The 24,974-nt window shown below is 69.7% G+C and carries 14 protein-coding genes; 3 read left to right on the top strand and 11 right to left on the bottom strand.

Annotation, left to right across the window (positions count from 1 at the left end; genetic code table 11):
- Positions 1 to 55: 55 nt before the first annotated feature.
- The 11 genes from ACE1OC_RS15545 to ACE1OC_RS15595 form a co-directional block, all read right to left on the bottom strand.
- On the bottom strand, positions 56 to 892 hold the full coding sequence (locus ACE1OC_RS15545; protein WP_407837532.1) for a siderophore-interacting protein: 837 nt from the start codon (positions 890 to 892) through the stop codon (positions 56 to 58).
- Positions 892 to 3,480 (bottom strand): amino acid adenylation domain-containing protein, encoded by a 2,589-nt coding sequence (locus ACE1OC_RS15550; RefSeq protein WP_407837533.1) that lies wholly within the window; start codon positions 3,478 to 3,480, stop codon positions 892 to 894. Before ACE1OC_RS15550 ends, ACE1OC_RS15545 begins: the two co-directional genes overlap by 1 nt.
- Positions 3,481 to 3,547: 67 nt before the next feature.
- Positions 3,548 to 4,348, bottom strand: a complete 801-nt coding sequence (locus ACE1OC_RS15555; protein ID WP_407837534.1) for a 2-keto-4-pentenoate hydratase — start codon at positions 4,346 to 4,348, stop codon at positions 3,548 to 3,550.
- Positions 4,349 to 4,362: 14 nt separating this feature from the next.
- Entirely contained in the window at positions 4,363 to 5,355 is a 993-nt protein-coding gene (locus ACE1OC_RS15560) for an SAM-dependent methyltransferase (protein ID WP_407837535.1), read from the bottom strand.
- Between the two features lie 29 nt (positions 5,356 to 5,384).
- Complete coding sequence (dmpG, locus tag ACE1OC_RS15565) at positions 5,385 to 6,422, bottom strand: 4-hydroxy-2-oxovalerate aldolase (protein WP_407837536.1); 1,038 nt, start codon at positions 6,420 to 6,422, stop codon at positions 5,385 to 5,387.
- Entirely contained in the window at positions 6,419 to 7,276 is an 858-nt protein-coding gene (locus ACE1OC_RS15570; protein WP_407837537.1) for an acetaldehyde dehydrogenase (acetylating), read from the bottom strand. The genes dmpG and ACE1OC_RS15570 overlap by 4 nt, the downstream gene beginning before the upstream one ends.
- A 107-nt stretch (positions 7,277 to 7,383) precedes the next feature.
- A complete protein-coding gene (locus ACE1OC_RS15575; RefSeq protein ID WP_407837538.1) occupies positions 7,384 to 8,556 on the bottom strand; it encodes a prephenate dehydrogenase in 1,173 nt (390 codons plus the stop codon).
- A 23-nt stretch (positions 8,557 to 8,579) separates the two neighbouring features.
- Positions 8,580 to 10,070 carry a tryptophan 7-halogenase gene (locus tag ACE1OC_RS15580; RefSeq protein ID WP_407837539.1) on the bottom strand — a complete coding sequence of 497 codons (1,491 nt, stop codon included), beginning with the start codon at positions 10,068 to 10,070 and terminating at the stop codon, positions 8,580 to 8,582.
- A 56-nt stretch (positions 10,071 to 10,126) separates the two neighbouring features.
- Positions 10,127 to 11,221: an alpha-hydroxy acid oxidase gene (locus ACE1OC_RS15585; RefSeq protein ID WP_407837540.1), complete on the bottom strand. Its 1,095-nt coding sequence runs from the start codon at positions 11,219 to 11,221 to the stop codon at positions 10,127 to 10,129.
- A gap of 1 nt (position 11,222) precedes the next feature.
- Positions 11,223 to 12,308: a 4-hydroxyphenylpyruvate dioxygenase gene (gene hppD, locus ACE1OC_RS15590; protein ID WP_407837541.1), complete on the bottom strand. Its 1,086-nt coding sequence runs from the start codon at positions 12,306 to 12,308 to the stop codon at positions 11,223 to 11,225.
- A 62-nt stretch (positions 12,309 to 12,370) separates the two neighbouring features.
- Positions 12,371 to 12,583 carry an MbtH family protein gene (locus ACE1OC_RS15595; RefSeq protein ID WP_351376935.1) on the bottom strand — a complete coding sequence of 71 codons (213 nt, stop codon included), beginning with the start codon at positions 12,581 to 12,583 and terminating at the stop codon, positions 12,371 to 12,373.
- A 772-nt stretch (positions 12,584 to 13,355) separates the two neighbouring features.
- On the opposite strand from ACE1OC_RS15595, the gene ACE1OC_RS15600 reads away from it, so the two are divergent.
- The 3 genes from ACE1OC_RS15600 to ACE1OC_RS15610 all read left to right on the top strand — a co-directional run bounded on the left by ACE1OC_RS15600 (position 13,356) and on the right by ACE1OC_RS15610 (position 24,950).
- A complete protein-coding gene (locus tag ACE1OC_RS15600; protein ID WP_407837542.1) occupies positions 13,356 to 14,444 on the top strand; it encodes a ParB/RepB/Spo0J family partition protein in 1,089 nt (362 codons plus the stop codon).
- A 216-nt stretch (positions 14,445 to 14,660) separates the two neighbouring features.
- Positions 14,661 to 23,543: an amino acid adenylation domain-containing protein gene (locus tag ACE1OC_RS15605; protein ID WP_407837543.1), complete on the top strand. Its 8,883-nt coding sequence runs from the start codon at positions 14,661 to 14,663 to the stop codon at positions 23,541 to 23,543.
- A 75-nt stretch (positions 23,544 to 23,618) separates the two neighbouring features.
- The gene (locus ACE1OC_RS15610) at positions 23,619 to 24,950 is read left to right on the top strand and encodes an MFS transporter (RefSeq protein WP_407837544.1); all 1,332 of its coding nucleotides are present in this window, start codon (positions 23,619 to 23,621) and stop codon (positions 24,948 to 24,950) included.
- Positions 24,951 to 24,974: the final 24 nt, after the last annotated feature.

Below are 24,974 nucleotides of genomic sequence, written 5' to 3' on the forward strand. Positions count from 1 at the left end.
ACATGGCCAATTACTCTCTTTCAGGGATGGGGGATGCCCGGGAGAAGACCGGGAATTACGCCGGGGTCGGGTCCGCCACGTCGCGGTTCCACTCGGACTTCGTGGACTGCCAGCCGTCCTCGTCCACTCCGCGTCGCCAGTAGCCGGAAATGGACAACTGCTCGCGTGCCAGGCCGCGTTCAACCCTGAGGTGGTGCCGCAGCGACTTCACGAAGTGGGCCTCGCCGTGGACGAAGGCCTGGACCGTGCCGGCCGGGAACTCCGCTGCGGAGACGGCCTCGTGGAGCGCCGTGCCGATCTGGCCGTCACCGCGGTGCAGCCAGACGATGTCGGCATCGGCCGGCGTGTGGATCTTCTGTTCCTCGTCCGGACCGGCGACCTCGATGAACGCCTTGGCGATCGCGCCCGGGGGCAGCGCCTCCAGGGAGGCCGCGATCGCGGGCAGGGCGCTCTCGTCACCGGCGAACAGATGCCAATCGGCCTCCGTGCCGGGCGCGTAGCCGCCTCCGGGACCGACGAAGTGGATCTCGTCCCCGGGCCGGGCGTTCGCGGCCCAGCGGGCGGCCAGACCGTTGTCGCCGTGACAGGCGAAGTCCACGGCCAGCTCGACGGTCTCCGGGTCCCAGCTGCGCACGGTGTACGTACGGGTCCGGGGCCACTGGTCCCTGGGGAGGTCCTTGCGGACGGCCGCGAGGTCGAACGGCTCGGGGTACTGCACGTCCTCCAGGGGGAAGACGAGCTTGACGTAGTGATCCGTGTACTGGCCTGCGTCGAACCCCTGCAGGCCCTCGCCGCCGAGCACGACCCTGACCATGTGCGGGGTCAGCCATTCGACCCGCAGCACCTGCCCTCGGTGCATCGCCGACCTGTTGGGCTTCGGATTGTCGGACATTAGTGGCCCCTCTTCCCATCCGGTCCATCTGCGGTGTTCTTCAGCGCTCGTGCCAGAACCGGAGCGATGTCGGCGAGTGCGTCCGCACTCATCAGCTGCATGTGCGTGAAGGGAGTGACGTGGTTCTCGATCCGGCCGCTCACGTACGGCTCCCAGACCTCGGAAAGTCCGGTGGGAGCACCGTCCGGCCCGGCCGCCTCGAAGAAGAGCACGTCGCCGTCGTACTGCTCGGAGCCCGCGACCCGGCTGATCCTCAGGTTGTTCGCGGTGATGTCGATGAGAGCGGCCACCGTCCGCTCCTCCAGGCTGGCGAGCGTTCCGCCGTGGGACCTGAGGATCTCGAGGATGCGCGGCATCTCGATCGGCTCGTCACCCGGCTCGGCGTGAAAGGCGCCGATTCCGTCGAAGGCGAGTTCCAGGAGGTCGCGCTGGGTGCGCGTGCTGTCCTCGCTGGCGTGGCCACCGGTGCCGGCGTCGAGCACGGCCAGCAGGGACACCTCCTCGCCCTCCTGCTGGAGGCGGGCGGCCAGGGTGTGGGCGACCTTGCCGCCGAAGGACCAGCCCAGGAGGGCGTACGGGCCCGACGGCTGGATCGCCCGGATGCGGCCGAGGTAGTCCTCGATCAGCTCGTCCATGTCGGTGGGCAGCGCCTCGTCCGCGGCCAGTCCGCTGGCCTGGAGCCCGTACACCGGGTGGTCCTTCGGTACGTAGCGCAGCAGCCCCGCGTAGCACCAGGCCATGCCGCCTCCGGGGTGCACGCAGAACAGCGGCGTGCGGCTGCCGACCGGCCGCAGGTTCAGCACGTGCTCCAGCCCGCTGTCCTGCGCCTCGCTGTCCGCCTGGCCCAGGTTCGACAGGGCGGCCACGGTCGGCGTGTTGAGCAGGCTGCGGATCGAGAGCCGCACGCCCAGGATCGCCCGGATGCGGCTGATGAGGCGGGTGGCGAGGAGGGAGTGGCCGCCGAGCTCGAAGAAGTTGTCGTCGATGCCGACGGTGGGCACACCCAGGATCTCCGCGTACAGGCCGCAGAGGATCTCCTCGCGCGGGGTCCGCGGGCCGCGCCCGGTTCCGCGGGCGGGGGCGGGCAGGTCGGAGGCGGGCAGGGCCCGGTAGTCGACCTTGCCGTTGGTGGTCAGCGGCAGCCGGTCCAGGACCTGGAACGCCGAGGGCACCATGTACTCGGGCAGGAGCCCGACCGTGTGGGTGCGCAGGGCCGCGGTGTCCACCGTGGCCAGGCCGGTCTGGGCGACCACGTAGGCCACCAGGCGCTTGTCGCCGTCCTGGTCCTCACGGGCCACGACGGCCACCTGGGACAGTCCCGGGAAGCCGGCCAGGACGGCTTCGATCTCGCCGAGTTCGATGCGGAAGCCGCGGATCTTGACCTGGTCGTCGGCGCGGCCGACGAAGTCGAGGAGGCCCTCGCCCGACCAGCGGGCCAGGTCTCCGGTGCGGTACATGCGGCTGCCGGCCGGGCCGAAGGGGTCGGCGACGAAACGCTCGGCCGTCAGGTCGGAGCGGCCGTAGTAGCCGCGGGCCAGGCCCGTGCCCGCCAGGTACAGCTCCCCCGCCACGCCCTCGGGGAGCAGGGAGAGGGCGTCGTCGAGGATGTAGGCGCGCATGCCGTCCAGCGGACGCCCGATCGGGACCGGCGCCGGCACGTCGTCGCCCGCGGTCCAGGGGGCCTGGGTCGCGAACAGGGTCGTCTCCGTGGGCCCGTAGGCGCAGCGGACCAGGGTGTCGGGGCTGTGTTCCAGTACCCGGCGCACCGCGGTCGGGGAGATGAGGTCGCCGCCGGTGATGACCTCCCGTACGCCGGTGAAGCAGGCGGGGTCTTCCTCGGCCATGACGCGGAACAGGCCCGCGGTCACCTGGAGCCCGGTGATCTCCTCCTCCGCGATCAGCCGCGACAGCGTGGCCACGCTCAGGTCGCCCTCCGGCGACACGACCGTCCGGCCGCCGTGCAGGAGCGGAACCCACATCTCGTACGTCGAGGGGTCGAAGGCGTACGGGGCCACCATCAGCACCCGCTCGTGCGCGCCCGGCCGTTCGAACATGCCGTCCACCACCAGCTCGAGGACATCGCGGTGGGTGACCGCGACCCCCTTCGGGCGGCCCGTGGAGCCCGAGGTGTACATCACGTACGCCAGCTGGTCCGGCCGGCACCGCACACCCGGGTCGGTGACCGGGAGCGAGAGCAGCTCGGCGTCCTGGTCCACCACCACGAGCCGGGGGGCGTCGGGCAGGCCCCGCTCACGCGTCGCGGCGTCGGCCAGCAGGACCGGAGCGGACGTCTGGTCGACGATCCACTGCATGCGCTCCAGCGGGTACCCGCTGTGCAGCGGAAGATAGAACGCGCCGGCCTTCAGCACCGCCAGCAGCGCGACCACCAGGTCCACGGAGCGCTCCATCAACACCGCGACCGGAGCCTCCGGAACCACACCCAGACCCACCAGCCGGTGTGCCAGCCGGTTCGACCGCTCGTCCAACTCCCGGTAGGACAGCTCCCGTCCGGCGCACCGCACCGCCACCGCGCCCGGAGAACGCAGTACCTGCGCCGCGAAGGCCGCCTGTACCGATTCGCCGATCAACGCCGTACCCGACTCGAACGACTGATCCTCGGCAAAACGAACAGAACTTGAAATAAGCATGTGTCAATCACCCTCTTTCGGGGTCTGATGCGGAAAGGGATACCGATCCCAGGGACCCGAACGACGCCTTGACGGTGGAACCTGGCGTGAGATCGACCGCCGCGGCCAGCGATCCGGCCAGGACCACGTCGCCGGCACCGATCCCCGCACCGAAAGAGGCCAGCAAGCGCACGAGGAAGGCCACGGACTCCGCCGGATGCCCCAGCACGGCCGCACCGGTCGCCGTGAGCACGCGGTCACCCGACTCGAAGACCATGGTCTCGGCGGCGAGATCGCGTCCGTCGAAGGGAACGGCCTCACCCAGGACGACCATGGCCGACGAGGCGTTGTCCGCCACGGTGTCCACCCAGGCGATGTCCCAGTTCTCGATGCGGCTGTCGAGCACCTCCAGGGCCGGGAAGACCTCGGTGGTGGCGTCCAATACGTCCGCGGCGGTCGTACGGGGATCAGAGAGGTCGGCGCCGATCCGGAAGGCGATCTCCCCTTCGACCTTGGGCGAGATGAACCGTCCCGGATCGAGGCGGGCGCCGTCGGCGAGGATCATGGCTTCGGTCAGGAAGCCGAAATCCGGTTCGTCGACGCCGAACATCTCCTGAATGGCCAGGCTCGTCGCGCCGATCTTGTATCCGGCGTGCACCGCGCCGCTCTCGTGTTCCAGGGCGCGGAACGCGCTCTGGATGACGTAGGCGTCCTGTGCGGTGAAGTCGGGATACCGGGCCGAGATGGGCGGTATCGGCTTGCGTTCCTTCTTGGCGTTCCACAGTTCGGCGGCTATCCGCTGGTGAACGGCTCGGGGTTCCTGAAGCATCGTGCGCGACCGGGCTACTTGGTCGCCAGGAACAGCCGGCCGCCCGGCATGACCTGGGAGGACGCCTCGACGTCCGAGAAGCCTGCGCTGCGGAACTTCTCCACCCACTGGTCCTCGGTGGGCAGGTTGATGCCCATGAAGTTCGAGTGCAGGTAGGTGAAGAGGGCGCTGAACTTGCGCTCGCGGGCCTCCTGCCCGTAGGAGACCGCGTCGACCACGGCGAGGATGCCGCCGGGGGCGAGGGCCTTGTGGCAGGTGCGCAGCACGTCGTCGAAGGCGGCCTCGTCCTGCAGGACGTCGTGCATCACGAAGCAGGCCTGGATGACGTCGGCCCCCTCGAGCGGGCTGGGGTCCTCGATCAGGGACTCGACCGAGCGCTCCACGACCCGGAGACGGCCGTCGACCCCGGCGCGTACCGCGTCCTCCCGCGCGGCGGCGCAGGCCCCCGAGCTCAGGTCCAGGGCGACGCCGGTCCGGCCCTCGTCCTGGGCGAGGAGGCCGATGAGCAGGCCGGCCGCGCCCGCGCCGAGGTCGACGACGTGCTTGGCGCCGGCGGCCACGACCCGCTCGACGACGGCCGGGTAGAAGGTGCGGTCCCCGATCCAGCGCGAGCTGACCGCCACGCGGCGCCCGTCACGCTGGTAGGTCTCGGCGGCGGACTCGTCCTCGGAGAGGAAGGCGCGCGCATTCTGCAGGAACGGGCTGTTGGCGGTCAGGGACCAGGACAGGTAGCCGACCTGGTGGCGCCAGTCCGCGTAGTCGTCGGAGGCGCGGTACAGGCCGTCTCCGTCCTCGGCGGCGAGCAGTCCGGCGGACGACAGCGCGAGGACGAACTCCCCGAGGCGCTTCTGGGAAAGACCGGTCACCTCGGCCAGGTCGGCGACACTGAAGGTGCGGCCCGAGTCCAGCACCTGGTCCACGCCGATCTCGGCGCCGATCTGGAGCAGTGCGGCGACCGCCGCGTAATCCGCTCCCACTTCGCGTGCGGAATCCAACGTCAACGTCATTTCGTGCTCCTCAGTTTTCGGAAGGTCCGTCACATGACGGCGTAGAGAGAGTTCTTCTCGGCGAGATCCATCGCCACTTCGATGATCGAGTCCTCTTGGCCGGCGACGACGCCCCTGCGGCCGAGCTCCATCAGGATTTCCCGCGGGTCCACCTGGAACTGCTCGGCGGCGCGGCGCGTGGGGCCGGCGAATCCGGAGAAGACACCGGCGATTCCGCTGGTGATGGTCACGCTGTCGTTCGTCGGAACGCGCTTGACGAAGGTGGATTCCGCGAGATCGCCCGCGTCGAGGGCCGCGAACAGCTGGAGCTTGGTGTCGATCTGCTCCAAGTGCAGGTTCGCTGCGACGAGTTCGAGCGGTGCGTTGCCTGCGCCGGCGCCGAAGCCGCGCGCCGTGACGTCCACGATGGTCGCGCCGGCCTTGATGGCGGCCATGCTGTTCGTCACCGAGAGGCCGAGGTTGTTGTGGCCGTGGAAGCCGATCTCGATGTCGAGTGCCTCGACGAGCGCGCCGACCTTTTCGGCGACGGTGGCCGGGGTGTACGCACCGGCCGAGTCCATCAGGACGACCGCGTTCGCTCCGTACCCCTGCATGAGCCGCGCCTGCTCGATGAGCGTCTTGGTCGACGCCATGTGGCTCATCAGCAGCAGGCCTTTGACGGTGACGCCCATCGAACTCAGCATGGTGATCTGCTGGCGGGTCACATCCGCTTCCGAGCAGTGCGCGCCGACCCGGACCTCGTCGACCCCGCAGTCCAGTGCGGGCTTCAGATCGCGTTCGACGGTCGCGAAGCCGGGGATGGACAGGACACCGAGGCGCGTGTTCTTCAGCTGGGCGCGGGCGGCCGTGAGCATCTCGATGTCGCTCAGCGCGGCCCGTCCGACCTGGATGGACGAGGCGCCGAGTCCGTTGCCGTGCCCGACCTCCAGGAGGTCGGCGCCCGCCAGCTCGGCGGCCTTGGCGTACGCGACGATGTCCGAATGACCCAGCTGGTGCGCCACGGCGTGATTTCCGTCGCGCAGGGTCGTGTCACAGATTTCGAGCCGACGCTCGTTGGTGGTCTTCATCGACGTGCCTCCGCGCGGCCCTCGGCGACGGCCACGGCCGCGCAGGTGATGACGTCCAGATTCCCGGCGTAGCGGGGAAGCCAGTCGCCGAGCCCTTCCACTTCGATGGTCACCATGATGCGATCGCCCGTCGCAACCGGCGGAACGACCACGCGATACCCAGGTACATAGGAATTGATCCGCTTCTCCATGAGGTCGACCGAGACGCGCAGCGCCTCCATGTCGATGTTTTCGGAGGCCGGGACCGCGATGGTGTTCCTCATGACGATTCCCGGCTCTGCCGGATTGATGATGAGGATCGTCCTGGCGGTCTCCACCCGGCTGAATTCGTGTGTCGCCTTCTGGGTGGTGAAGGCGTATTCGTCGATGTTCGCCCGCGTCGCGGGGCCGACGCTCTGCGACGAGCTGGCCGTGGCGATCTCGAGGTAGCCCAGGCCGTTCTCGGAGGCTTCGCTGAAGCAGTGCGCGATGGGAACCGCGGCCTGTCCGCCGCAGGACACCATGCTCACGTTCGGCTCGGTGAGGCACTCCTCGAGGTTCAGCGCCGGAACGCAGAACCTGCCGAGGTTGGCCGGCGTGAGGTCGACGACCGGGATGCCGAGGGCTTCGAGCACCTTGTAGTTGTGGACCGCGTCCGCGGCCGAGGTGGAGTCGAAGACCAGGTCGATCCGGTCCGCGATCGCGACGATGGCGTCGAGCCCGTCGGCGGACGTCGGAACCCCGTGGGATTCGGCGAGTTCGATGCCCGGCGAGGTGGTGCGCCGCCCGGCGAACATGTCGCAGCGCAGATAGGGCGAGGCGATGACCTTGAGCAGCAGGTCGCAGCCGATGTTTCCCGTGCCGATGATGGCCACGCGAAGAGGGTTAGCAATGGTGTCATCGTATGTGAGCATTCACCCGTCCTCTTTTCCTCTGATTCGATCCGGTGAAATGTGTGTGGGGGGCCGTTCCGAAAACGGACCTACGCCACATGGAATTGATCAGCTGCGCGGCCTGCCCTTTCCGGGCTTTCATCGGCCGTCTTTCGTGCCACGGACACCGGGTCCGGGCTGACGGATTCGGCGTTCCAGCCGGCTCCGCCCAGTTCCCGTACGATCTGGCCGGCCCGCACCGGCGGGACCGCGAACACGAGCGAGAGGGTGTCGTCCTGCGCGGAGTACCGCGGTACGGCGTCCTCCTGCTCCACGTGGAGCGTCCTCAGCACGTCCAGCAGACGGACCAGCTGTCCGGGCCCCTCCGGGACCAGAACCTCCACGTACGTCTGCCGGTCCGCGACCTGCCGTTCCTGGATCGCCGCCAGTCCGGCGGCGCCCCTGTTCAGCAGATCGACCATGGGTTCCAGGGTCTGGCCCCTGGCGTCCAGCGGCGCCGTGGACAGGTCGTCGAGCGTGGCCATCAGGGTCGTCAGGTCGTCCCTGAGCTCCCGCAGCACTCCGGCGACGGCCGGCGCGTTGGCCTGCAGGATGTCGTTCCAGAGCTCGGTGTCCCGGACGGCCATCCGCGTCACGTCGCGCAGCGCCTGCCCCGCGAGCCGGAACGAGGCCCGCGAGCCGTGCTCCAGCCGCGCGGCCATCAGGCTGGCCACCACGTGCGGAGCGTGCGAGGCCAGCGCCACCGCGTCGTCGTGGGCGCGGTCGCCCATGATCGCGGGGATCGCCCCGCACAGCGCGATCATCTCGAACACCCGGTTCACCGCGTCCTGGGACGTCGTCTCCGACGGAGTCAGGACCCAGGGCCGGTCCTCGAACAGATCCGCGCGAGCGGCGAGCGGACCGCCGCGCTCGCGGCCGGCCAGCGGATGGCCGCCCACGTAACTGGCCGACGTACCGCCGGACTTCCAGATGTCCCGGGCCGTCTGCGCCTTCACGCTGGCCACGTCGGTGTAGGTCCGTGCCAGCCCTCGGGCCTGCATCCTGGCGAGCACGGCGCCCACCGCGCCCGGCGGTACGGCGATCACCGCCAGGTCGGCCGACTCGTCCGGAGCGCCCAGCACGCCCGCTCCCAGAGCGGCTGCCGTGCGGGCGGCCACCTCGTCCTTGTCGAGCAAATGCACTCGTACGCCGTGCCGGCTCACCGCCAGGCCGATCGAGGTGCCGATCAGGCCCGTGCCGACCACGGCCATGGTTCGTATCACCGCTACCCCCGTCAGCCTCTAGGTCAGTAGCTGGGGTGGGCCCAGCGCATTCCGTCGGCGGACGGCACGAGCCCGCCCTCTCGGATCGGCTCCTCGTCGTCGAGGACCTCTCCCAGCGCGGCGTGGACCTGGATCTTGGCGCCCTCCTCCAGTACGGACTGCACGAGCGTCGAGTCGAACAGGTCGCGGTCCGCTCCGGTCTCGCCGGCCGGCTCGTCGACCAGGTCGGAGAACTCCCGGAAGGTGGACTCGTGCTGCTCGGCGTAGGAGCCGGCGTTGACCAGCCCGCTTTCGCGCGAGGCGCCGCCGCCGACCAGTTCCACGAAGGACTCGAGTCCGGACGAGGAGCTGTTCATGACCTTCTTGGCGGTCCAGAAGTACGAGTCCTCGTCCCGGTGCATGTCGTAGAACGCCACCAGGAAGTCGTGGAAGAGCGCGTACTCGTTCCGGTACCGGGCCTCGTACTCCTCGAAGACCTTCTCCTCCTCGAAGTCCCCGCCCAGGACCGAGTTGATGGAGCGCGCGGCCAGCAGACCGCTGTAGGTGGCGAGGTGCACGCCGGAGGAGAAGACCGGGTCGATGAAGCACGCCGCGTCGCCCACCAGCACCATGCCGGGGCGCCAGAACTTCTCCTGGATGTACGAGTAGTCCTTGCGGATCCGGATCTCGCCGTACGGGCCGCTCTCCACCCGGCGCGCCTCGGACAGGTGCTCCGCGATGAGCGGGCACTCGTCGATCAGGCTCATCAGAGCCTTCTCCTTGTCGCCCTGCACGCGCTCCAGCGCCTCGCGCCGCAGCACCGCGCCGACGCTGGTGAGCTCGTCGGTCAGCGGGATGTACCAGAACCAGCCGTCGTCGAAGGCGGCGCAGAGGATGTTGCCGGAGTTGGGTGCCGGGAGGCGCTTGCCGCCTTCGAAGTAGCCGAAGAGGGCGATGTTCTGGAAGAACTCCGAGTAGTGGCGGGTGCCGCCGATCTTGCTGTGGATGCGGCTCTTGTTGCCGGAGGCGTCCACGACGAAGCGGCTGCGCACCTCGTGGCGCACCCCGTCGGCGTCGGCGTACCGCACACCGCGGATGACGCCGTCCTCCTCGATGACGTCGACCACGGAGCTCTTCTCGCGGACCTCGACGCCCTTGGAGCGCGCGTTGTCCAGGAGGATCTGGTCGAACTTCATCCGCTCGACCTGGTAGGCCAGCGAGGTCGGGCCCGAGAAGGTCTCGGAGACGGAGAAGGAGAACGTCCAGGGTTCGGGGCTGCTCCCCCACCGGAAGGTGCCGCCGCGCTTGGGCATGAACGCGGCCTTCTCCAGCTCCTCCGAGACACCGAGGAGCTTGCAGATGCCGTGCACCGTGGAGGGCAGCAGGGACTCTCCGATCTGGTACCGGGGGAACTCCTCCTTCTCCAGGAGCAGGACGCGGTGCCCCTGCATGGCCATCAGGGTCGACGCGGTGGAACCGCCCGGACCACCACCTACGACGACGACATCGAACTGATGGTCGTTCTGCTCAGACATGACTTCATTTCTCCTTCGATGGCACCGGAGGGCGTCCAGGCCGCAAACAGCGGTACTCAGACCCGCAAACCGGAAATAATTGAGCGCAAGGTGCGTGCGGCGGCCAGATCGGCACAGCCGGCTAGGAGGAGGGCCTCTTCGAGTTCCGTCCGCAGGATCGAGAACACCTGGGCGACTCCCGGCGCCCCGGCCGCGCTCAGCCCCCACAGCACCGGGCGCCCGATCAGGACCGCGTCGGCGCCCAGCGCGAGAGCGCGCAGGATGTCGGTGCCGCTGCGGACACCGCTGTCCATGAGGACCCGGCACTGCCCGCCCACCGCTTCGGCCACCCAGGGCAGTGCGGTGATGCTGGCCGGCGCGCCGTCCAGCTGCCGGCCGCCGTGGTTGGACACCACCACGGCATCCGCCCCGAGCCGTACGGCCTGTTCCGCATCCTGGGGATCGAGGATGCCCTTGACCACCAGGGGAAGCCGTGTCTGCTCCCGGATCCATTCCAGGTCGGACCAGCCGAAGGTCGGGTCGAAGGCCAGCTTCGTGTGGGCGGCCACGGCCGACTCGCCCGGCCGGCGCGCATGGGCCGCGGAGGGCCCGTCGGACTCCAGGTTGGCGCTGCGGATCCAGGACGGGAGCGTGAACTCGTTGCGCAGGTCGCGCAGCCGGCGGCCCATGATCGGGACGTCCACGGTCACCATCAGGGCCCGGCAGCCGACTTGTTCGGCGCGGCGGATCAGCTCGACCATCCGGCCGCGATCGTGCAGCCAGTAGAGCTGGAACCACAGGTCCGCTCCGACCGCGGCGATCTCCTCCAGCGAGTGACTGCTGATGGTGCTGACCACGAAGGGCACCCCCGCCGCCAGAGCACCCTGCGCGGCGGCGAGTTCGCCCTCCGGGTGCAGCAGGCGCTGGTACGCCATCGGTGCGACCGCGAGGGGCAGCGCGGCCGGTCCGCCCGGCAACTGCGCTCCGGTGTCGACCGACTTGACGCCTGCCAACACCCGGGGCACCAGCGAAACGCCGTCCAGTGCAGCCCGGTTGGCCTGCAGGGTCGATTCGGTTCCGCTGCCGCCGGAAATGAAGTCCCACACCGCCGGCGCCAGGCGTGCGGCGGCGGACCGTCGCAGGTCCTCCACGCACAGGGGCTGATGGGTCATGTCACTTCCCGACCTCTGCGTCGGCCCGCTGACGTTCGACCGCTTCGTAGAGCGCCTTGATGTTTCCGCTTCCGAAGGTACGGGCGCCCATGCGCTCGATGACCTCCATGAACAGCGTGCGGCGCGGGTGGACCGAGGCGGTGAAGATCTGGAACAGCTGGCCGTCGTGGTCCTCGTCGACCAGGACGTCCAGTTCCTTGAGTTCGGAGACCGAGTACTTCGTCAGATCGACGCCCAGCAGCCGGTAGTAGGCGGCGGGAGTGCTCAGGAAGGACACGCCCCGCGACTTCATGAGGCCGACCGACTCCACGATGCTGTCCACGGTGAAGGCGATGTGCTGGACACCGGCCCCGTCGTGGTTCTTCAGGAATCCGTCGATCTGTCCCGGCTCCAGCGAGGTGTCGGGTTCGATCAGGGTGAGCGTGACACCACCGGACCGGCTCTGGACCACCTTGGAATCCATGGCCTGGCTGCCCACCACGATGCGCTCTTCGAAGATCGTCTGGAAGTCCAGGACCTTCTCGTAGAACTCCACGGTGGGTGCCAGCTGCCCGGCTTCGAGGCAGATGGCGAAATGGTCGATCGTGTTCAGGCCGCTGTCGAACCGGGGGCCCGTCCCGGGAACCGGGGAGAGTCCCGGAAGCTCCCGTACATCGCTGCCGCCCGGACGCTGCACGAAGGTGTGGAACACGTCCCCGAAGCCTCTGATCGAGGCCGTCAGCACGCCGTCCCGCTCCTCCGGCTCCGCCACCGCCACGGCACCGCGACGCACCGCCTCGGCGAACATTCCCCGGGCGTTGGGGGTCGTCAGGGCGATGTTGGCCACCCCGTCACCGTGCTGCGCCACGTAGGCGGCCGCGGGATGGTCGGCGCCCTGCGCCGACGTCAGGACCAGCCGGATCTCGTTCCTGCCGAGCGCCACCGACCGTACGGGCGTGGCGGATTCCGCCGAGTCGGCGGAGGCTCCGTAGATCTCGAATCCGTAGCCGTCGATGAACTGCTCCGCGGCCACCGCGGTGTCCTGGACGTAGAACTCGACGTGATCGACGGCGAGCCCGTCGAATATGGACGCGTTCGAATGAGTCATGCACTTCACCGTTCCGGTCGTCTGCCTGGGCAGGAACTGGAGGTCGTCGGAGAGGAGAACGCTCACGCCGTCGCGCTCATCTGCTGGACCAGGCTGTACGGCCGCATTTCCGTCCAGGTCGAGTTGATGTACTCGATGCACGAGGCGCGGTCACTCCGGTGAACGGCGGACCAGCCTGCCGGCACCTCGGCGAACTTCGGCCAGAGCGAATACTGCTTCTCCTCGTTGATCAGTACGAGGTATTCCGCTTCGGGGTCTTCGAAAGGATTGGTCACGACCTCACTCCTTCTGCTTATTCATCCTTGACGAACTGAAGGCATGAAAGAAATCGCCGGCACGGACACAGCGGCCTTCTGGAGCGAGATTTGCATGATCACGGGGAGGAATTCAACTCGTTTGCCGTTGCGTTGAATACGCCGCTTCACAAGGAATTCCTCACACGCCGGCGGCCTCACCGGTAAGGCGCCGCACGGTAATCGGGGGGTCTCCCTGCTCACCGTGCGGCGTCACCCGCAAAGGCCTGGTCCGGCGGGGTGTTCATCTGCGGCACTGCCGCAGTTGGACGCCCCCGGTCTCTCCTCACTCACCTTCACAGCCGTCGGACCTGCGTTGTTGCGCCGGTGCCGTGGCTGTCCCCGCAGCATGGTCCATGCCCTCGAGTCCGGTCCAGGCGGCGAGTGGACACCGGAGAACGGCTCCACCAGGGGCTTTTCGGGGAATGGCCGCTAGAGGACTGGCCGGTGAATGCCAATGCGAAAACACGCTGGTCGACCGCTTTTCCGGGAGCCCCCGACTGGCACCAAACGGCCCGGGCTAGTCCTGCCACCCACAAGTCCTTACGAGCAGGGTGTGCAGAGGGAGAAGCTCTCTCCATCACCACCGGGAACGGCCTCCGAACAGGCCAGATGCCCGGCCATCGACCACATCTCTCTCTTGGAGGAGCACCGCTATGCCTCGCGCCCCGCGTGGCCGGATCGACCCGCGTCGTCTTGAGGGCCTGCGCACCGGCCCCCTCCTCATCACTGCCCACCTTCGGAGGCCGACCCAGTGAGAGCGACGTACGCAGCGACCGCCGACGACGGAGCCGAGAGCCCGATCCGACCGACCGGATCCGGAGCGGAACCACACGGAACACAGTGCGCCGAGGTTCCCGTCACCGCGGTGACCGTCGGCGAGTCGCCCCGGTCCACGGGGGCCGACGAGGAACACATCGCCCGGCTGGCCGAAACCGAGGAGCAGCTTCCGCCCATCCTGGTGGACCGCCGGACCATGCGCGTCATAGACGGGGTGCACCGCCTCGCCGCCGCCCGGCTGCGCGGTCGGCAGACCATTTCGGTGAAGTTCTTCGACGGCTGCGCCGACGACGCGTTCCTGCGCGGCGTCGAGGCGAACGTCGCGCACGGGCTCCCCCTGTCCCAGGCAGATCGGCGCGCTGCCGCGGCAAGGATCGTGGCGACCCATCCGCACCTGTCCGACCGTTCCATCGCCCGGGCCTCGGGCCTCGGCGCCAAGACGGTGGCGGCGCTCCGCCGGAGTTCCGGCGCGGGCACCCGGGACAACCTCCGGGTCGGCGGGGACGGCCGGGTCCGGCCGCTGAGCAGCGTGGAGGGCCGGCAGCGCGCGGCCGAGATCCTGGCCGAGCAGCCGCAGGCATCCCTGCGCGAGGTGGCACGGATGGCCGGCATCTCGCCGACGACGGTGAGCGACGTCCGCAAGCTCCTGGAGGCAGGCCGGGATCCCCTCACTCCGGGCGGCGGTCCCGGAGCCCGCGCCGACGTCAACTCCTGCTTGGAACAGGGACGCTCGAGCACGTCGATCACCACACCGATCACCGCGGTGGTCAGCCCGGCGGGGCGGCGCGCACAACCGCACCGGGTGGACCCCGCGGCGGTGCTGCAGAAGCTGGTGCGCGACCCCGCACTGCGCCAGCGGGAATCCGGCCGCCACCTGCTGCGCCTGCTGCAGCACAACGCCGTCGAGCAGCACATGTGGGCCGACCTGGCCGCCGCGGTACCGGCACACGCCGGCGGCCTGGTAGCGGATCTGGCCCGCCAGTACGCACAGACCTGGGCCGCGCTCGCGCAGGAATTGTACGAACGATCCGAGGACCTGGAGAGCCAAAGGATGACCGGGTGAGCCGCCGCCCCGACGACTGCCGTTCATCAGGCCGATCGCGCAGCGGAAATGCACCGCGACGATCCCCCTGACATCCGTGTAGCCGCGTTGCCGGCCCACCTGAATTCGCGCGACCCCAACCCCGAAAGAGAGTTATTGGCAATGCGTGCTGCAACTGCTGTTGATTTTGCTGAGGATCAGCCGTTCGAGTCGGGTACGGCGTTGATCGGTGATTCCGTGCAGGCGGCTTTTGCGGCGCAGGCATTGCGTTCTCCGGGCGCGGTGGCGGTGCGGTGCGCCGGGCGGGAGCTGTCGTACCGGGAACTGGACGAGCAGGCGAACCGGCTGGCGCACCGGCTGGTCGGCCTGGGCGTGGGTCCGGAAGCGCCGGTCGCGGTGCTGATGGAACGCTCCGTGGACCTGGTGGTCGCACTCCTGGCGGTCCTGAAGGCAGGCGCCTTCTACCTGCCGCTGCACAGCGGGTACCCGCTGGAGCGCATGCAGTGGATCGTCGACGAGACGAACGCTCCGGTCCTCCTGGCCGACGCCGCGAAGCGTGAGCGGGGCCTGCCCGACGCCCGGCAGACCGTCCTCGTCGACCGGGACGCCGAGCTGGCCTCGCTGCCGGTCACCGACCCGGGTGTGGCCTGCCGGCCGGACCAGCTGGCGTACGTGATGTACACCTCGGGCTCCACGGGCCGTCCCAAGGGAGTCGCGGTCACCCACCGCGATGTCCTCGAGCTCGTCGTGGACGGACTGTTCGAGCGGCCCGGCGCCCACGAGCGGGTGCTGATGGTGGCCCCGTACGCCTTCGACCCCTCGACGTACGAGATGTGGGTTCCGCTCCTGCACGGCGGCCGGACCGTGGTGTCGCCGGAGGGCGACCTCAGCGTGGCCACGCTGTCACGGCTGATCGCGGAGGAGGGGATCACCGGACTCCAGCTCACGGCCGGCCTGTTCCGCGTCATCGCCGACGAGGCCCCGCACTGCTTCACCGGCGTACGGGAGGTCATCACCGGCGGCGACGTCATCTCCCCGACCGCGGTCCGCCGCGTGCTGGAGCACTGCCCCGACACCGTGGTGCGCTCGACGTACGGACCCACCGAGACGACCCTGTTCGCGACCCAGGCCCCCTGGACCGCGGCCGACACCGTGCCCGCGCCGATCCCGATCGGGCGTCCGCTGGACGGCATGCGCGCCTACATCCTCGACGACCGCATGGAGCCCGTCGAGGACGGGACCGGGGAGCTCTACCTGGCGGGTGCGGGTCTGGCCCGCGGCTACTACGGCCGCTCCGACCTGACCGCGGAACGCTTCGTCGCCGACCCCTTCGGCCCGGCCGGCAGCCGCATGTACCGCACCGGAGACCTCGCCCGCTGGGCGGGCGACGGACTCCTCGACTTCGTCGGCCGCGCCGACGACCAGGTCAAGATCCGCGGCTTCCGCATCGAACTCGGCGAGATCGAAGCCGTACTCGGCCAGTTCCCCGGACTCTCCCAGGTGGCGGTCGTGGCCCGGGAGGACCAGCCCGGCGGCAAGCGCCTGGTGGCCTACGTGGTCGTCGAGAGCGGCCACCCCACGGTGGACTCAGAAGACCTGCACACCCACGCGTCCGCGCTCCTCCCGGAGTTCATGGTCCCCTCCGTCATGGTGGTCCTGGACCAGCTGCCGCTGACCAGCAACGGCAAGGTCGACTACCAGGCCCTGCCCGCGCCCTCGTACGAGGCGGACGCGTCCAGGCGCGCGCCCCGCACCCCGCGCGAGGAGATCCTCTGCGGCCTGTTCGCCGAGATCCTGGGCGTATCCGAGGTCGGCATCGACGACAGCTTCTTCGAGCTCGGCGGCCACTCCCTCCTCGCCACCCGTCTCATCAGCCGCATCCGTACCACCCTCGACATCGAGATCCCCTTCCGCACCTTCTTCGAGACGCCCACCGTCGTCGGCCTGGCCGACGAGATCACGCGGGCCGGATCGGCCAGGACCGCGCTGACCGCGGTGGCACGCCCGGAGCGGATCCCGCTGTCTCCGGCGCAGAACCGCCTCTGGTTCCTCAACCAGCTGGACAGGACGACCGCCACGTACGTCCTTCCGCTCGCGGTGCGGCTCTCCGGGCACCTCGACCCCGCGGCCCTGGAAGCGGCGATGTGCGAGGTCATCGATCGGCACGAGAGCCTGCGGACGGTGTTCCCGGAGGTCGACGGCGAGCCGCAGCAGCGCATCCTGGAGCCCGGCGAGGTCCGCCCCGAGCTTCCCGTGGTGGAGGTCGATGCGGCGGACCTGGAGGAGGCGCTCCGAGCCGCCGGCAACACCACCTTCGACGTCACCGTCGATCCGCCGCTCCAGGCCCGGTTGTTCACGACCGGCCCGGACCGGCACGTCCTGCTCCTCCTGCTGCACCACATCGGAAACGACGGCTGGTCGCTGGGCCCGATGGCCCGCGACATCAGCCTCGCCTACGCCGCACGCCGCACGGGTACGGCACCGGCCTGGTCACCGCTGCCCGTGCAGTACGCCGACTACACCCTGTGGCAGCGCGAGACCCTCGGCACCGAGGACGATCCCCACTCCCCGATGAGCGAACAACTCGCCTTCTGGAAGCAGGCCTTGGCCGGGATACCCGACCAGCTCGAGCTGCCCTTCGACCGCCAGCGTCCCAAGGTCGCCGACTACCGCGGCGACACCGTCCCGATCCGGATCGACGCCGCCCTGCACCGCGCGCTCGCCGACCTGGCCCAGGAAACCAACACCACGCTGTTCATGGTGCTCCAGGCCGCCGTCGCCACCCTGCTCACCCGGCTCGGCGCGGGCTCCGACATCCCCCTGGGAACCCCCGTCGCCGGCCGCACCGACGAAGCCCTCGACGACCTCGTCGGGTTCTTCGTCAACACCCTGGTCCTGCGCAACGACACCTCCGGAAACCCCAGCTTCCGCGAACTCCTCGCCCGCACCCGGGAAACCGACCTGGCCGCCTACTCCCACCAGGACGTCCCCTTCGAACGACTGGTGGAGATCCTCAACCCGGAGCGCTCGCTGGCCCGCAATCCCCTGTTCCAGGTGATGCTGGTGCTGCAGTCCCAGGCTGCTCCCGTCTTCGAACTGCCCGGCCTGTCGGCCGTCATCGAGGACCGCACCAAGGACGTGACCAGCTTCGACCTCACGTTCAACTTCTCCGAGACCACGGACGCCGCCGGGGCCCCCGCAGGGATCGAAGGCTTCCTGGAGTACCGCACCGACCTGTCCGACCCGACCACCGCGGAGCGGTTCACCGAGGGTTTGCGGCTGCTGCTGACCGCCTTCGCCGACCACCCCGACCTGCCGATCAGCGCCGCCGCGCTGCTCTCCCCCGCCGAGCGGAGCGAACTGCTCGCCGATGGCGCCGGGGCCCCCGCCCCCGAACACCGCTTCCTCACCGATGTGTTCGAGGAGCACGCGGCGCGGCGCCCCGAGGCACCGGCGCTGGAGCACGAGGGCGCCGTACTCACCTACGCCGAGCTGAACACGCGGGCCAACCAGGTCGCCCACTGGCTCATCCAGCAGGGCGTCGGCTCCGAGCACCTGGTGGCGCTGGCGGTGCCCCGGTCCGTGGAGATGGTGGCCGCGCTGCTGGGCATCCTGAAGGCCGGCGCGGCCTTCCTCCCCGTCGATCCGGACTACCCGGCGGACCGCATCGCGTTCATGCTCCGGGACGCCGCCCCGGTCCGGGTGCTCACCAGCCGCGAGGTGGCCGGGCTGCTCCCCCAGGACGGCCCGCCGGCCCTGCTGCTGGACGACCCCGCGGCCCTGGCCGGACTCGACGGCGCCGATCCCACGGATGCCGGCCGGACCGACCGGCTCCGGCCGGACGGCCTGGCCTACACCATCTACACCTCGGGCTCCACCGGCACTCCCAAGGGCGTGGCCGTCACCCACCGCGGCATCGTCGGACTGGCCACCACGCTGGCGGAGAAGTACACGGTCAGGCCCGAGGACCGGATCCTGCAGTTGGCCTCGATCAGCTTCGACATGGCGTTCGAGGACTTCATCCGGGCGTTCTGGTTCGGCGCGACCCTCGTCGTCCCCGCCCCCGGCCCGCTGGTCGGGGACGCCCTCGGCGACTTCCTGGAGCGGCGCCGGATCTCCTGCGCCGACATGCCGCCGAGCGTGCTCGACACCGTGCCGGCACGGCACTTCCCCGACCTGCGCGTACTGAGCGTCGGCGGCGAGGGGTGCCCGCCCGCGCTGATCGCGCGCTGGGCGGACGGACGGCGGATGCTGAACTTCTACGGGCCCACCGAGACCACGATCTCGGCGACGGCCAGCGAGCCGCTGTCCGCCGCCGGCCCGGCCGCCACCATCCCCATCGGGGCGCCGGTGACGGGGGCCCGGGCGTACGTCCTGGACGAGCGCCTGAACGTGGCACCGCGAGGGGTGCCGGGAGAGCTGTACATCGCGGGCGCGGGCCTGGCCCGGGGCTACCTGCGGCGTCCGGGGCTGACGGCGGAACGCTTCGTCGCCGACCCCTTCGGCCCGGCCGGCAGCCGCATGTACCGCACCGGTGACCTGGTGCGGTGGCGCGAGGACGCCCAGCTGGAGTTCGTCGGCCGGGCCGACGCCCAGGTCAAGATCCGCGGCCTGCGCATCGAGCTGGGCGAGATCGAAGCCGTGCTGGGCCGTCATCCGGCGGTGGCCCAGGTCGCGGTGGTGGTACGGGAGGACCGGCCGGGCGACAAGCGCCTGGTGGGGTACGTGGTCGGGGCCGAGTCCGCGGGCTCCGAGGTGAGCGCGGATGACCTGCGCACCCATGCGGGTGGCTCCCTGCCGCAGTTCATGGTTCCCGCGGCGTTCGTGGTACTGGACCGGCTGCCGCTGACCACCAACGGCAAGCTGGACCGACGGGCCCTGCCCGCGCCCCTGTACGAGGCGGAGACCGGCGGTCGCGCTGCGCGCAGTCCCCAGGAGGAGATCCTGTGCGGCCTGTTCGCGGAGACCCTGGACGTGCCGACGGTGGGCATCGACGACAGCTTCTTCGCGCTGGGCGGGCATTCCCTGCTGGCGGCCAAGCTCGTCAGCCGGATCAGGTCGGTCCTGGGCGTCGAAGTGCCCGTACGGGCCTTGTTCGAAGCTCCTACGGTTGCCGCCCTGACCGGACACGTGGCGCAGGCAGATACGGCCAGGCCCGCGCTGACCGTCGTGGAGCGCCCGGAACTGGTGCCGCTGTCGCCGGCGCAGAACCGGCTGTGGTTCCTGAACGAGCTGGAAGGGCCGAGCGCCACCTATAACGTTCCGACGGCGTTCCGGCTCACCGGAGACCTGGACGAGCAGGCACTGGAGCAGGCGCTGAACGACGTAGCGGTTCGGCACCAGAGCCTGCGGACGGTGTTCCAGGAGATCGACGGCCGGCCGGCACAGACCGTGCTGGACGCGGACGCCGCACCCGTGAGGCTGCACCACATCGACTGCGGTGCGAGCGGGCTGACTGCGGCGCTGCACGCGGCCGGGCAGTACGTCTTCGACCTGTCGGCCGAACCCCCTTTCCGGGCAACGCTGTTCACCGTAGGCCCGGAGGAGCGGGTGCTGCTGCTGCTCATGCACCACATCGCGAGCGACGGCTCCTCGATGGGGCCCTTCGGACGCGATCTGGAGACGGCGTTCCGCGCCCGGATCCGGGGCCAGGCACCGCAGTGGTCCGCGCTCCCGGCGCAGTACGCCGACTACACCCTGTGGCAGCGCCGGCTCCTCGGCGCGGAATCGGACCCCGACTCCACCGTGAGCAGGCAACTGGACTACTGGATCGATGCGTTGGCGGGCACGCCGGAGCGTCTTGAGCTGCCCTTCGACCGTCCCCGGCCCAAGACGGCCAGCTACCGCGGCGACATCGTTCCGCTCCGGATCGACGCCGAGCTGCACCGTGCGCTCGTCGCCCTGGCCCGGGACACCAACACCACGGTGTTCATGGTGATCCAGGCCGCCGTCGCCACCCTGCTGAGCCGGCTGGGCGCGGGCAGCGACATCCCCCTGGGCGCCCCCGTCGCAGGCCGCACCGACGAGGCTCTCGACGACATGGTCGGGGTCTTCCTCAACACGCTCGTGCTCCGGACGGACACCTCGGGAAACCCGACGTTCCGGGAGCTCCTGGAACGGGTCCGCGGGACCGCCCTGGCCGCGTACACGCATCAGGACGTGCCGTTCGAGCGGGTGGTCGAGGCCGTGAACCCGACGCGCTCGCCTTCCTGGCACCCGCTCTTCCAGGTCATGGTCGTCCTGCAGAACTCGATGGGTAGCGCGCTGTCGCTGCCCGGCCTGGTGGTGGAAGCCGAGGAGGCCTTCAGCACCCGTACGGCCAAGTTCGATCTCGGCTTCGTCCTCAACGAGTGCTACGAGGCCGACAACAGCCCGGCCGGATTCGCCGGAATGCTGGAGTACAGCACCGACGTCTTCGAGAAGGACACCGCCGAACGGATGGCGTCCCAGCTGGTGGCGGTACTGACACAGCTCAGCGCCGCTCCCGACCGCCGGATCGGCGAAGCACAGGTCCTGTCGCCGGCCGAGCGTGTGCGGTTGCTGGAGTCGTGGGCGGGTGCGGAGCCCCGCCAGAACCTCGACGCCGGTTCCGTGCAGGAGGCCTTCGCCGCGCAGGCACTGCTGTCCCCGGACGCGGTGGCGGTGCGCTGCGCCGGACGCGAGCTGTCCTACCGGGAGTTGGACGAGCGGTCGAACCAGCTGGCACACCGGCTGGTGGGTCTGGGTGTGGCTCCGGAGGCGCCGGTCGCGGTGCTGATGGAACGCTCCGTGGACCTCGTGATCGCACTGCTGGCGGTGCTCAAGGCCGGAGCGTTCTACCTGCCGCTGCACAGCGGGTACCCGCTGGAGCGCATGCAGTGGATCGTCGACCAGACGTCCGCTCCGGTCCTGCTGGCCGACACCGCGACGCGTGAGCGGGGCCTGCCCGACACCCCGCAGCTCGTGGTGATCGACCAGGACAGCGAGCTGGCCTCGCTCCCCGTCGAGAACCCGGGTGTGGCATGCCACCCCGAGCAGCTGGCGTACGTGATGTACACGTCGGGCTCCACGGGCCGCCCGAAGGGAGTCGCGGTCACCCACCGCGACATCCTGGACCTGGTCGTGGACGGCATGTTCGAGCGGCCCGGCGCCCACGAGCGGGTCCTGCTCCTGGCCTCGTACGCCTTCGACCCCTCGACCTACGCCTTCTGGGTGCCCCTGCTGCACGGCGGGCGCACCGTCATCACCCCCGAAGGCGACCTCGCGGTCGCCGAACTCGCCCGACTGATCATCGAGGAGGAGATCACCGGACTGGACATCACCGCGGGCCTGTTCCGCGTCATGGCCGAGGAAGCCCCCGACTGCTTCACCGGCGTCCGGGAAGTCATCACCGGCGGCGACCTCATCTCCCCCACCGCGGTCCGCCGGGTACTGGAACACAGCCCCGACACCCTGGTCCGCTGCGCCTACGGGCCCACCGAAACCACCCTGTTCGCGACCCAGTCCCCCTGGACCGCGGGCGACGAGGTGCCGGCACCCGTCCCCGTCGGACGTCCGCTGGACGGCATGCGCGCCTACATCCTCGACGACACCCTCTCCCTCCTCCCCCAAGGCGTAGCCGGAGAGCTCTACCTGGCGGGCACGGGACTGGCCCGCGGCTACCACGGACGCTCCGACCTGACCGCGGAACGCTTCGTCGCCGACCCGTTCGGTCCGGCCGGCAGCCGCATGTACCGCACCGGAGACCTCGCCCGCTGGGCGGGCGAGGGCCTCCTCGACTTCGTCGGCCGCGCCGACGACCAGGTCAAGATCCGCGGCTTCCGCATCGAACTCGGCGAAATCGAAGCCGTACTCGGCCGCTTCCCCGGACTCTCCCAGGTCGCAGTCATCGCCCGGGAAGACAAGCCGGGCGACAAGCGACTCGTCGCCTACGTCGTCGCCGAAACCGGCCACGACACCCCGGACACCGAAGCCCTGCGCACCCACACGGCCGGACTCCTCCCCGAATACATGGTCCCCTCCGCCTTCCTGGTCCTGGACCAGCTTCCCCTGACCACCAACAGCAAGCTCGACCACCGAGCCCTGCCCGCCCCCTCGTACGAGGCGAACGCGTCCGGGCGCGGACCTCGCACCCCGCGCGAGGAAACCCTCTGCGGCCTGTTCGCCGAGATCCTCGGCGTACGCGAGGTCGGGATCGACGACAATTTCTTCGAACTCGGCGGCCATTCCCTCCTCGCCACCGGCCTCATCAGCCGCATCCGCACCACTCTCGACATCGAACTTCCCGTCCGCAGCCTCTTCGAGACCCCCACCATCGCCGCGCTGGTCGAGCAGCTCGACCAGGCGCCCGGGACCTCTTCGGGGAACGGGAACGGGAACTCGTTGGGCGTCCTGCTCCCGCTCCGCACCGAAGGAGACCTCGACCCGCTGTTCTGCGTCCATCCGGCGATCGGGCTCAGCTGGTCGTACTCCGGGCTCTTGCCCCACCTGGACCGCCGGCAGCCCCTCTACGGACTGCAGGCACGCAGGTTCAGCGAGCCGGATGCCCCGTCCCCCGGGCTGGAGGAGATGGTCGAGGACTACCTGCGGGAGATCCGGGCGGTTCAGCCCTCCGGCCCGTACTCCCTCCTGGGCTGGTCCTTCGGCGGCATCGTGGCCCACTCCCTTGCGGTCCGCCTGCAGGCGGAGGGCGAGGAAGTCGCGCTGCTCGCCCTGATGGACAGCTACCTGCCGACCGACGGCTGGGAGAGCGCGCAGCTGTCGTACGACAGCCCGGAGGTGCTGGGTGCCATCACCGAGTCCATCGGGCACGACCCGACATCACCGGCAAGTCCTCTCGCCGGACTCGGCGCGCAGGGGTTGTCGGCGCTGGTCGGGGTCTTCGTGGACATCGCCAACCTGAGCGAACACATCAGTGCCGGGACGTTCATGGGCGACATCCTCTTCTTCGCCGCCACGGCCGACAAGCCGGGCAGCGACCTCACTCCCGACGTCTGGTCTCCGCATACGACCGGACGGATCGACGTGCACGAGATCGACTGCGTGCACGGAGCCATGACCCAACCCCGCCATCTGTCCGCCATAGGACAGGTATTGGCGGCCCGCTTGGCCGACCACCCGGGGAGCCGGGACAAGGCGTGACCCTCCCCCAGTCCCTCCGGGGCTGTCCCTGTCTCGGTGCAGCCATCCATGAACGCATATCTCAGGAGAAACACGATGTTCAGCAGTAAAGAGAAGGAAGCCCAGCCGCGCATGAGCAGCAGCTTCAACAAGGTGTGGGTGGCGACGATCTCCTCGTCCCTGGGCGATGGCGTCCAGATGGCCGCGCTGCCCCTGCTGGCCGTCCAGCTGACCGATGACCCCATGCTCATCGGTGCGTCCGGCGCGGTCGCGATGCTGCCCTGGTTCCTGTTCGGTCTGCCGGCCGGAGCCCTGGTGGACCGGTGGAACCGCAAGAAGGTGATGTTGCGTGCGGACCTCGTCCGGCTCGCCATCCTGGCCCTGCTCGCGGTCGCCGTACTGACCGGCAACATCAACATCTACATGCTGATCGTGGCGGGATTCGCGCTGGGTTGCGGAGACATCTTCTTCGACATCGCCGCGCAGGCCGTCATGCCGGTGGTCACCTCCGGGGAGAAGGAGCTCATCCGGGGCAACAGCCGGATCTCCGCGGCTCAGATCAACGGCGAGCAGCTCGTGGGCCCCACGCTCGGCGGTGTGCTCTTCACCGTGTCGCATTCCCTGCCGTTCATCGGGAACGCGATCTCCTTCCTGATCAGCGCCGTCTGCGTCGGTTCCCTGAAGGGTGACTTCGGGAACGCGCCCACCGAGGAGCCGGCCCGAAGGAACCTTCGCGCCGAGGTCATGGAGGGCCTGACCTGGCTGCTGAAGCACCCGGTCCTGCGCACGCTGGCCGGCACGGCCGCCATCGGCAACCTCGTCTTCACCGCCCAGATGTCGCTGCTGGTCCTGCTGGCCAAGCACGAGCTCGGTCTCGGAGAGATCGGCTACGGCCTGCTGCTCAGCTCGACCGCCGTCGGTGCCTTCATCGGCAGCTTCGCGGCCTCGGCGATCTCCAAGAAGCTCCCGGTCGGCACCATGCGGGTCCTCGGCATGTCGCTCGAAGGACTGGCGATCATCGGCCAGGGCCTGACCGGAAGCCCCTGGGTGGCCGGCGCGATGATGGCCGTCATCGGCTTCTCGATGAGCGTCCAGATCGTCATCGTCGGCTCGCTGCGCCAGCGTCTCGCGCCGGCGAACATCCGTGGCCGCGTGCTCTCCGCCAGCCGGCTGATCTCGCTCGTGGGCGCGCCCATCGGCGGTCTGCTCGGCGGCTACCTCGCGAGCACGGTCTCCCTGCGGACGCCCTTCGTCTGGGGCGGTGCCCTGATGGTCCTGGTGGCCCTGGCCAGCTACCCCGCGCTCAGCAACCGCGCCATTCGCGCGGCGACGGAAGCGCTGGCCGACCCGGCGGCCGACCCGAAGGCCGACACCACGGCCGACACGACGGAAGCCGCGGAAGAGCCCGCCGGCGCGTCGTCGAAGTAGCCCACCTCGAAGTAGTCGCGGGAC

Source organism: Streptomyces stoeckheimensis (genome assembly GCF_045822005.1).
Lineage (GTDB): Bacteria > Actinomycetota > Actinomycetes > Streptomycetales > Streptomycetaceae > Streptomyces > Streptomyces stoeckheimensis.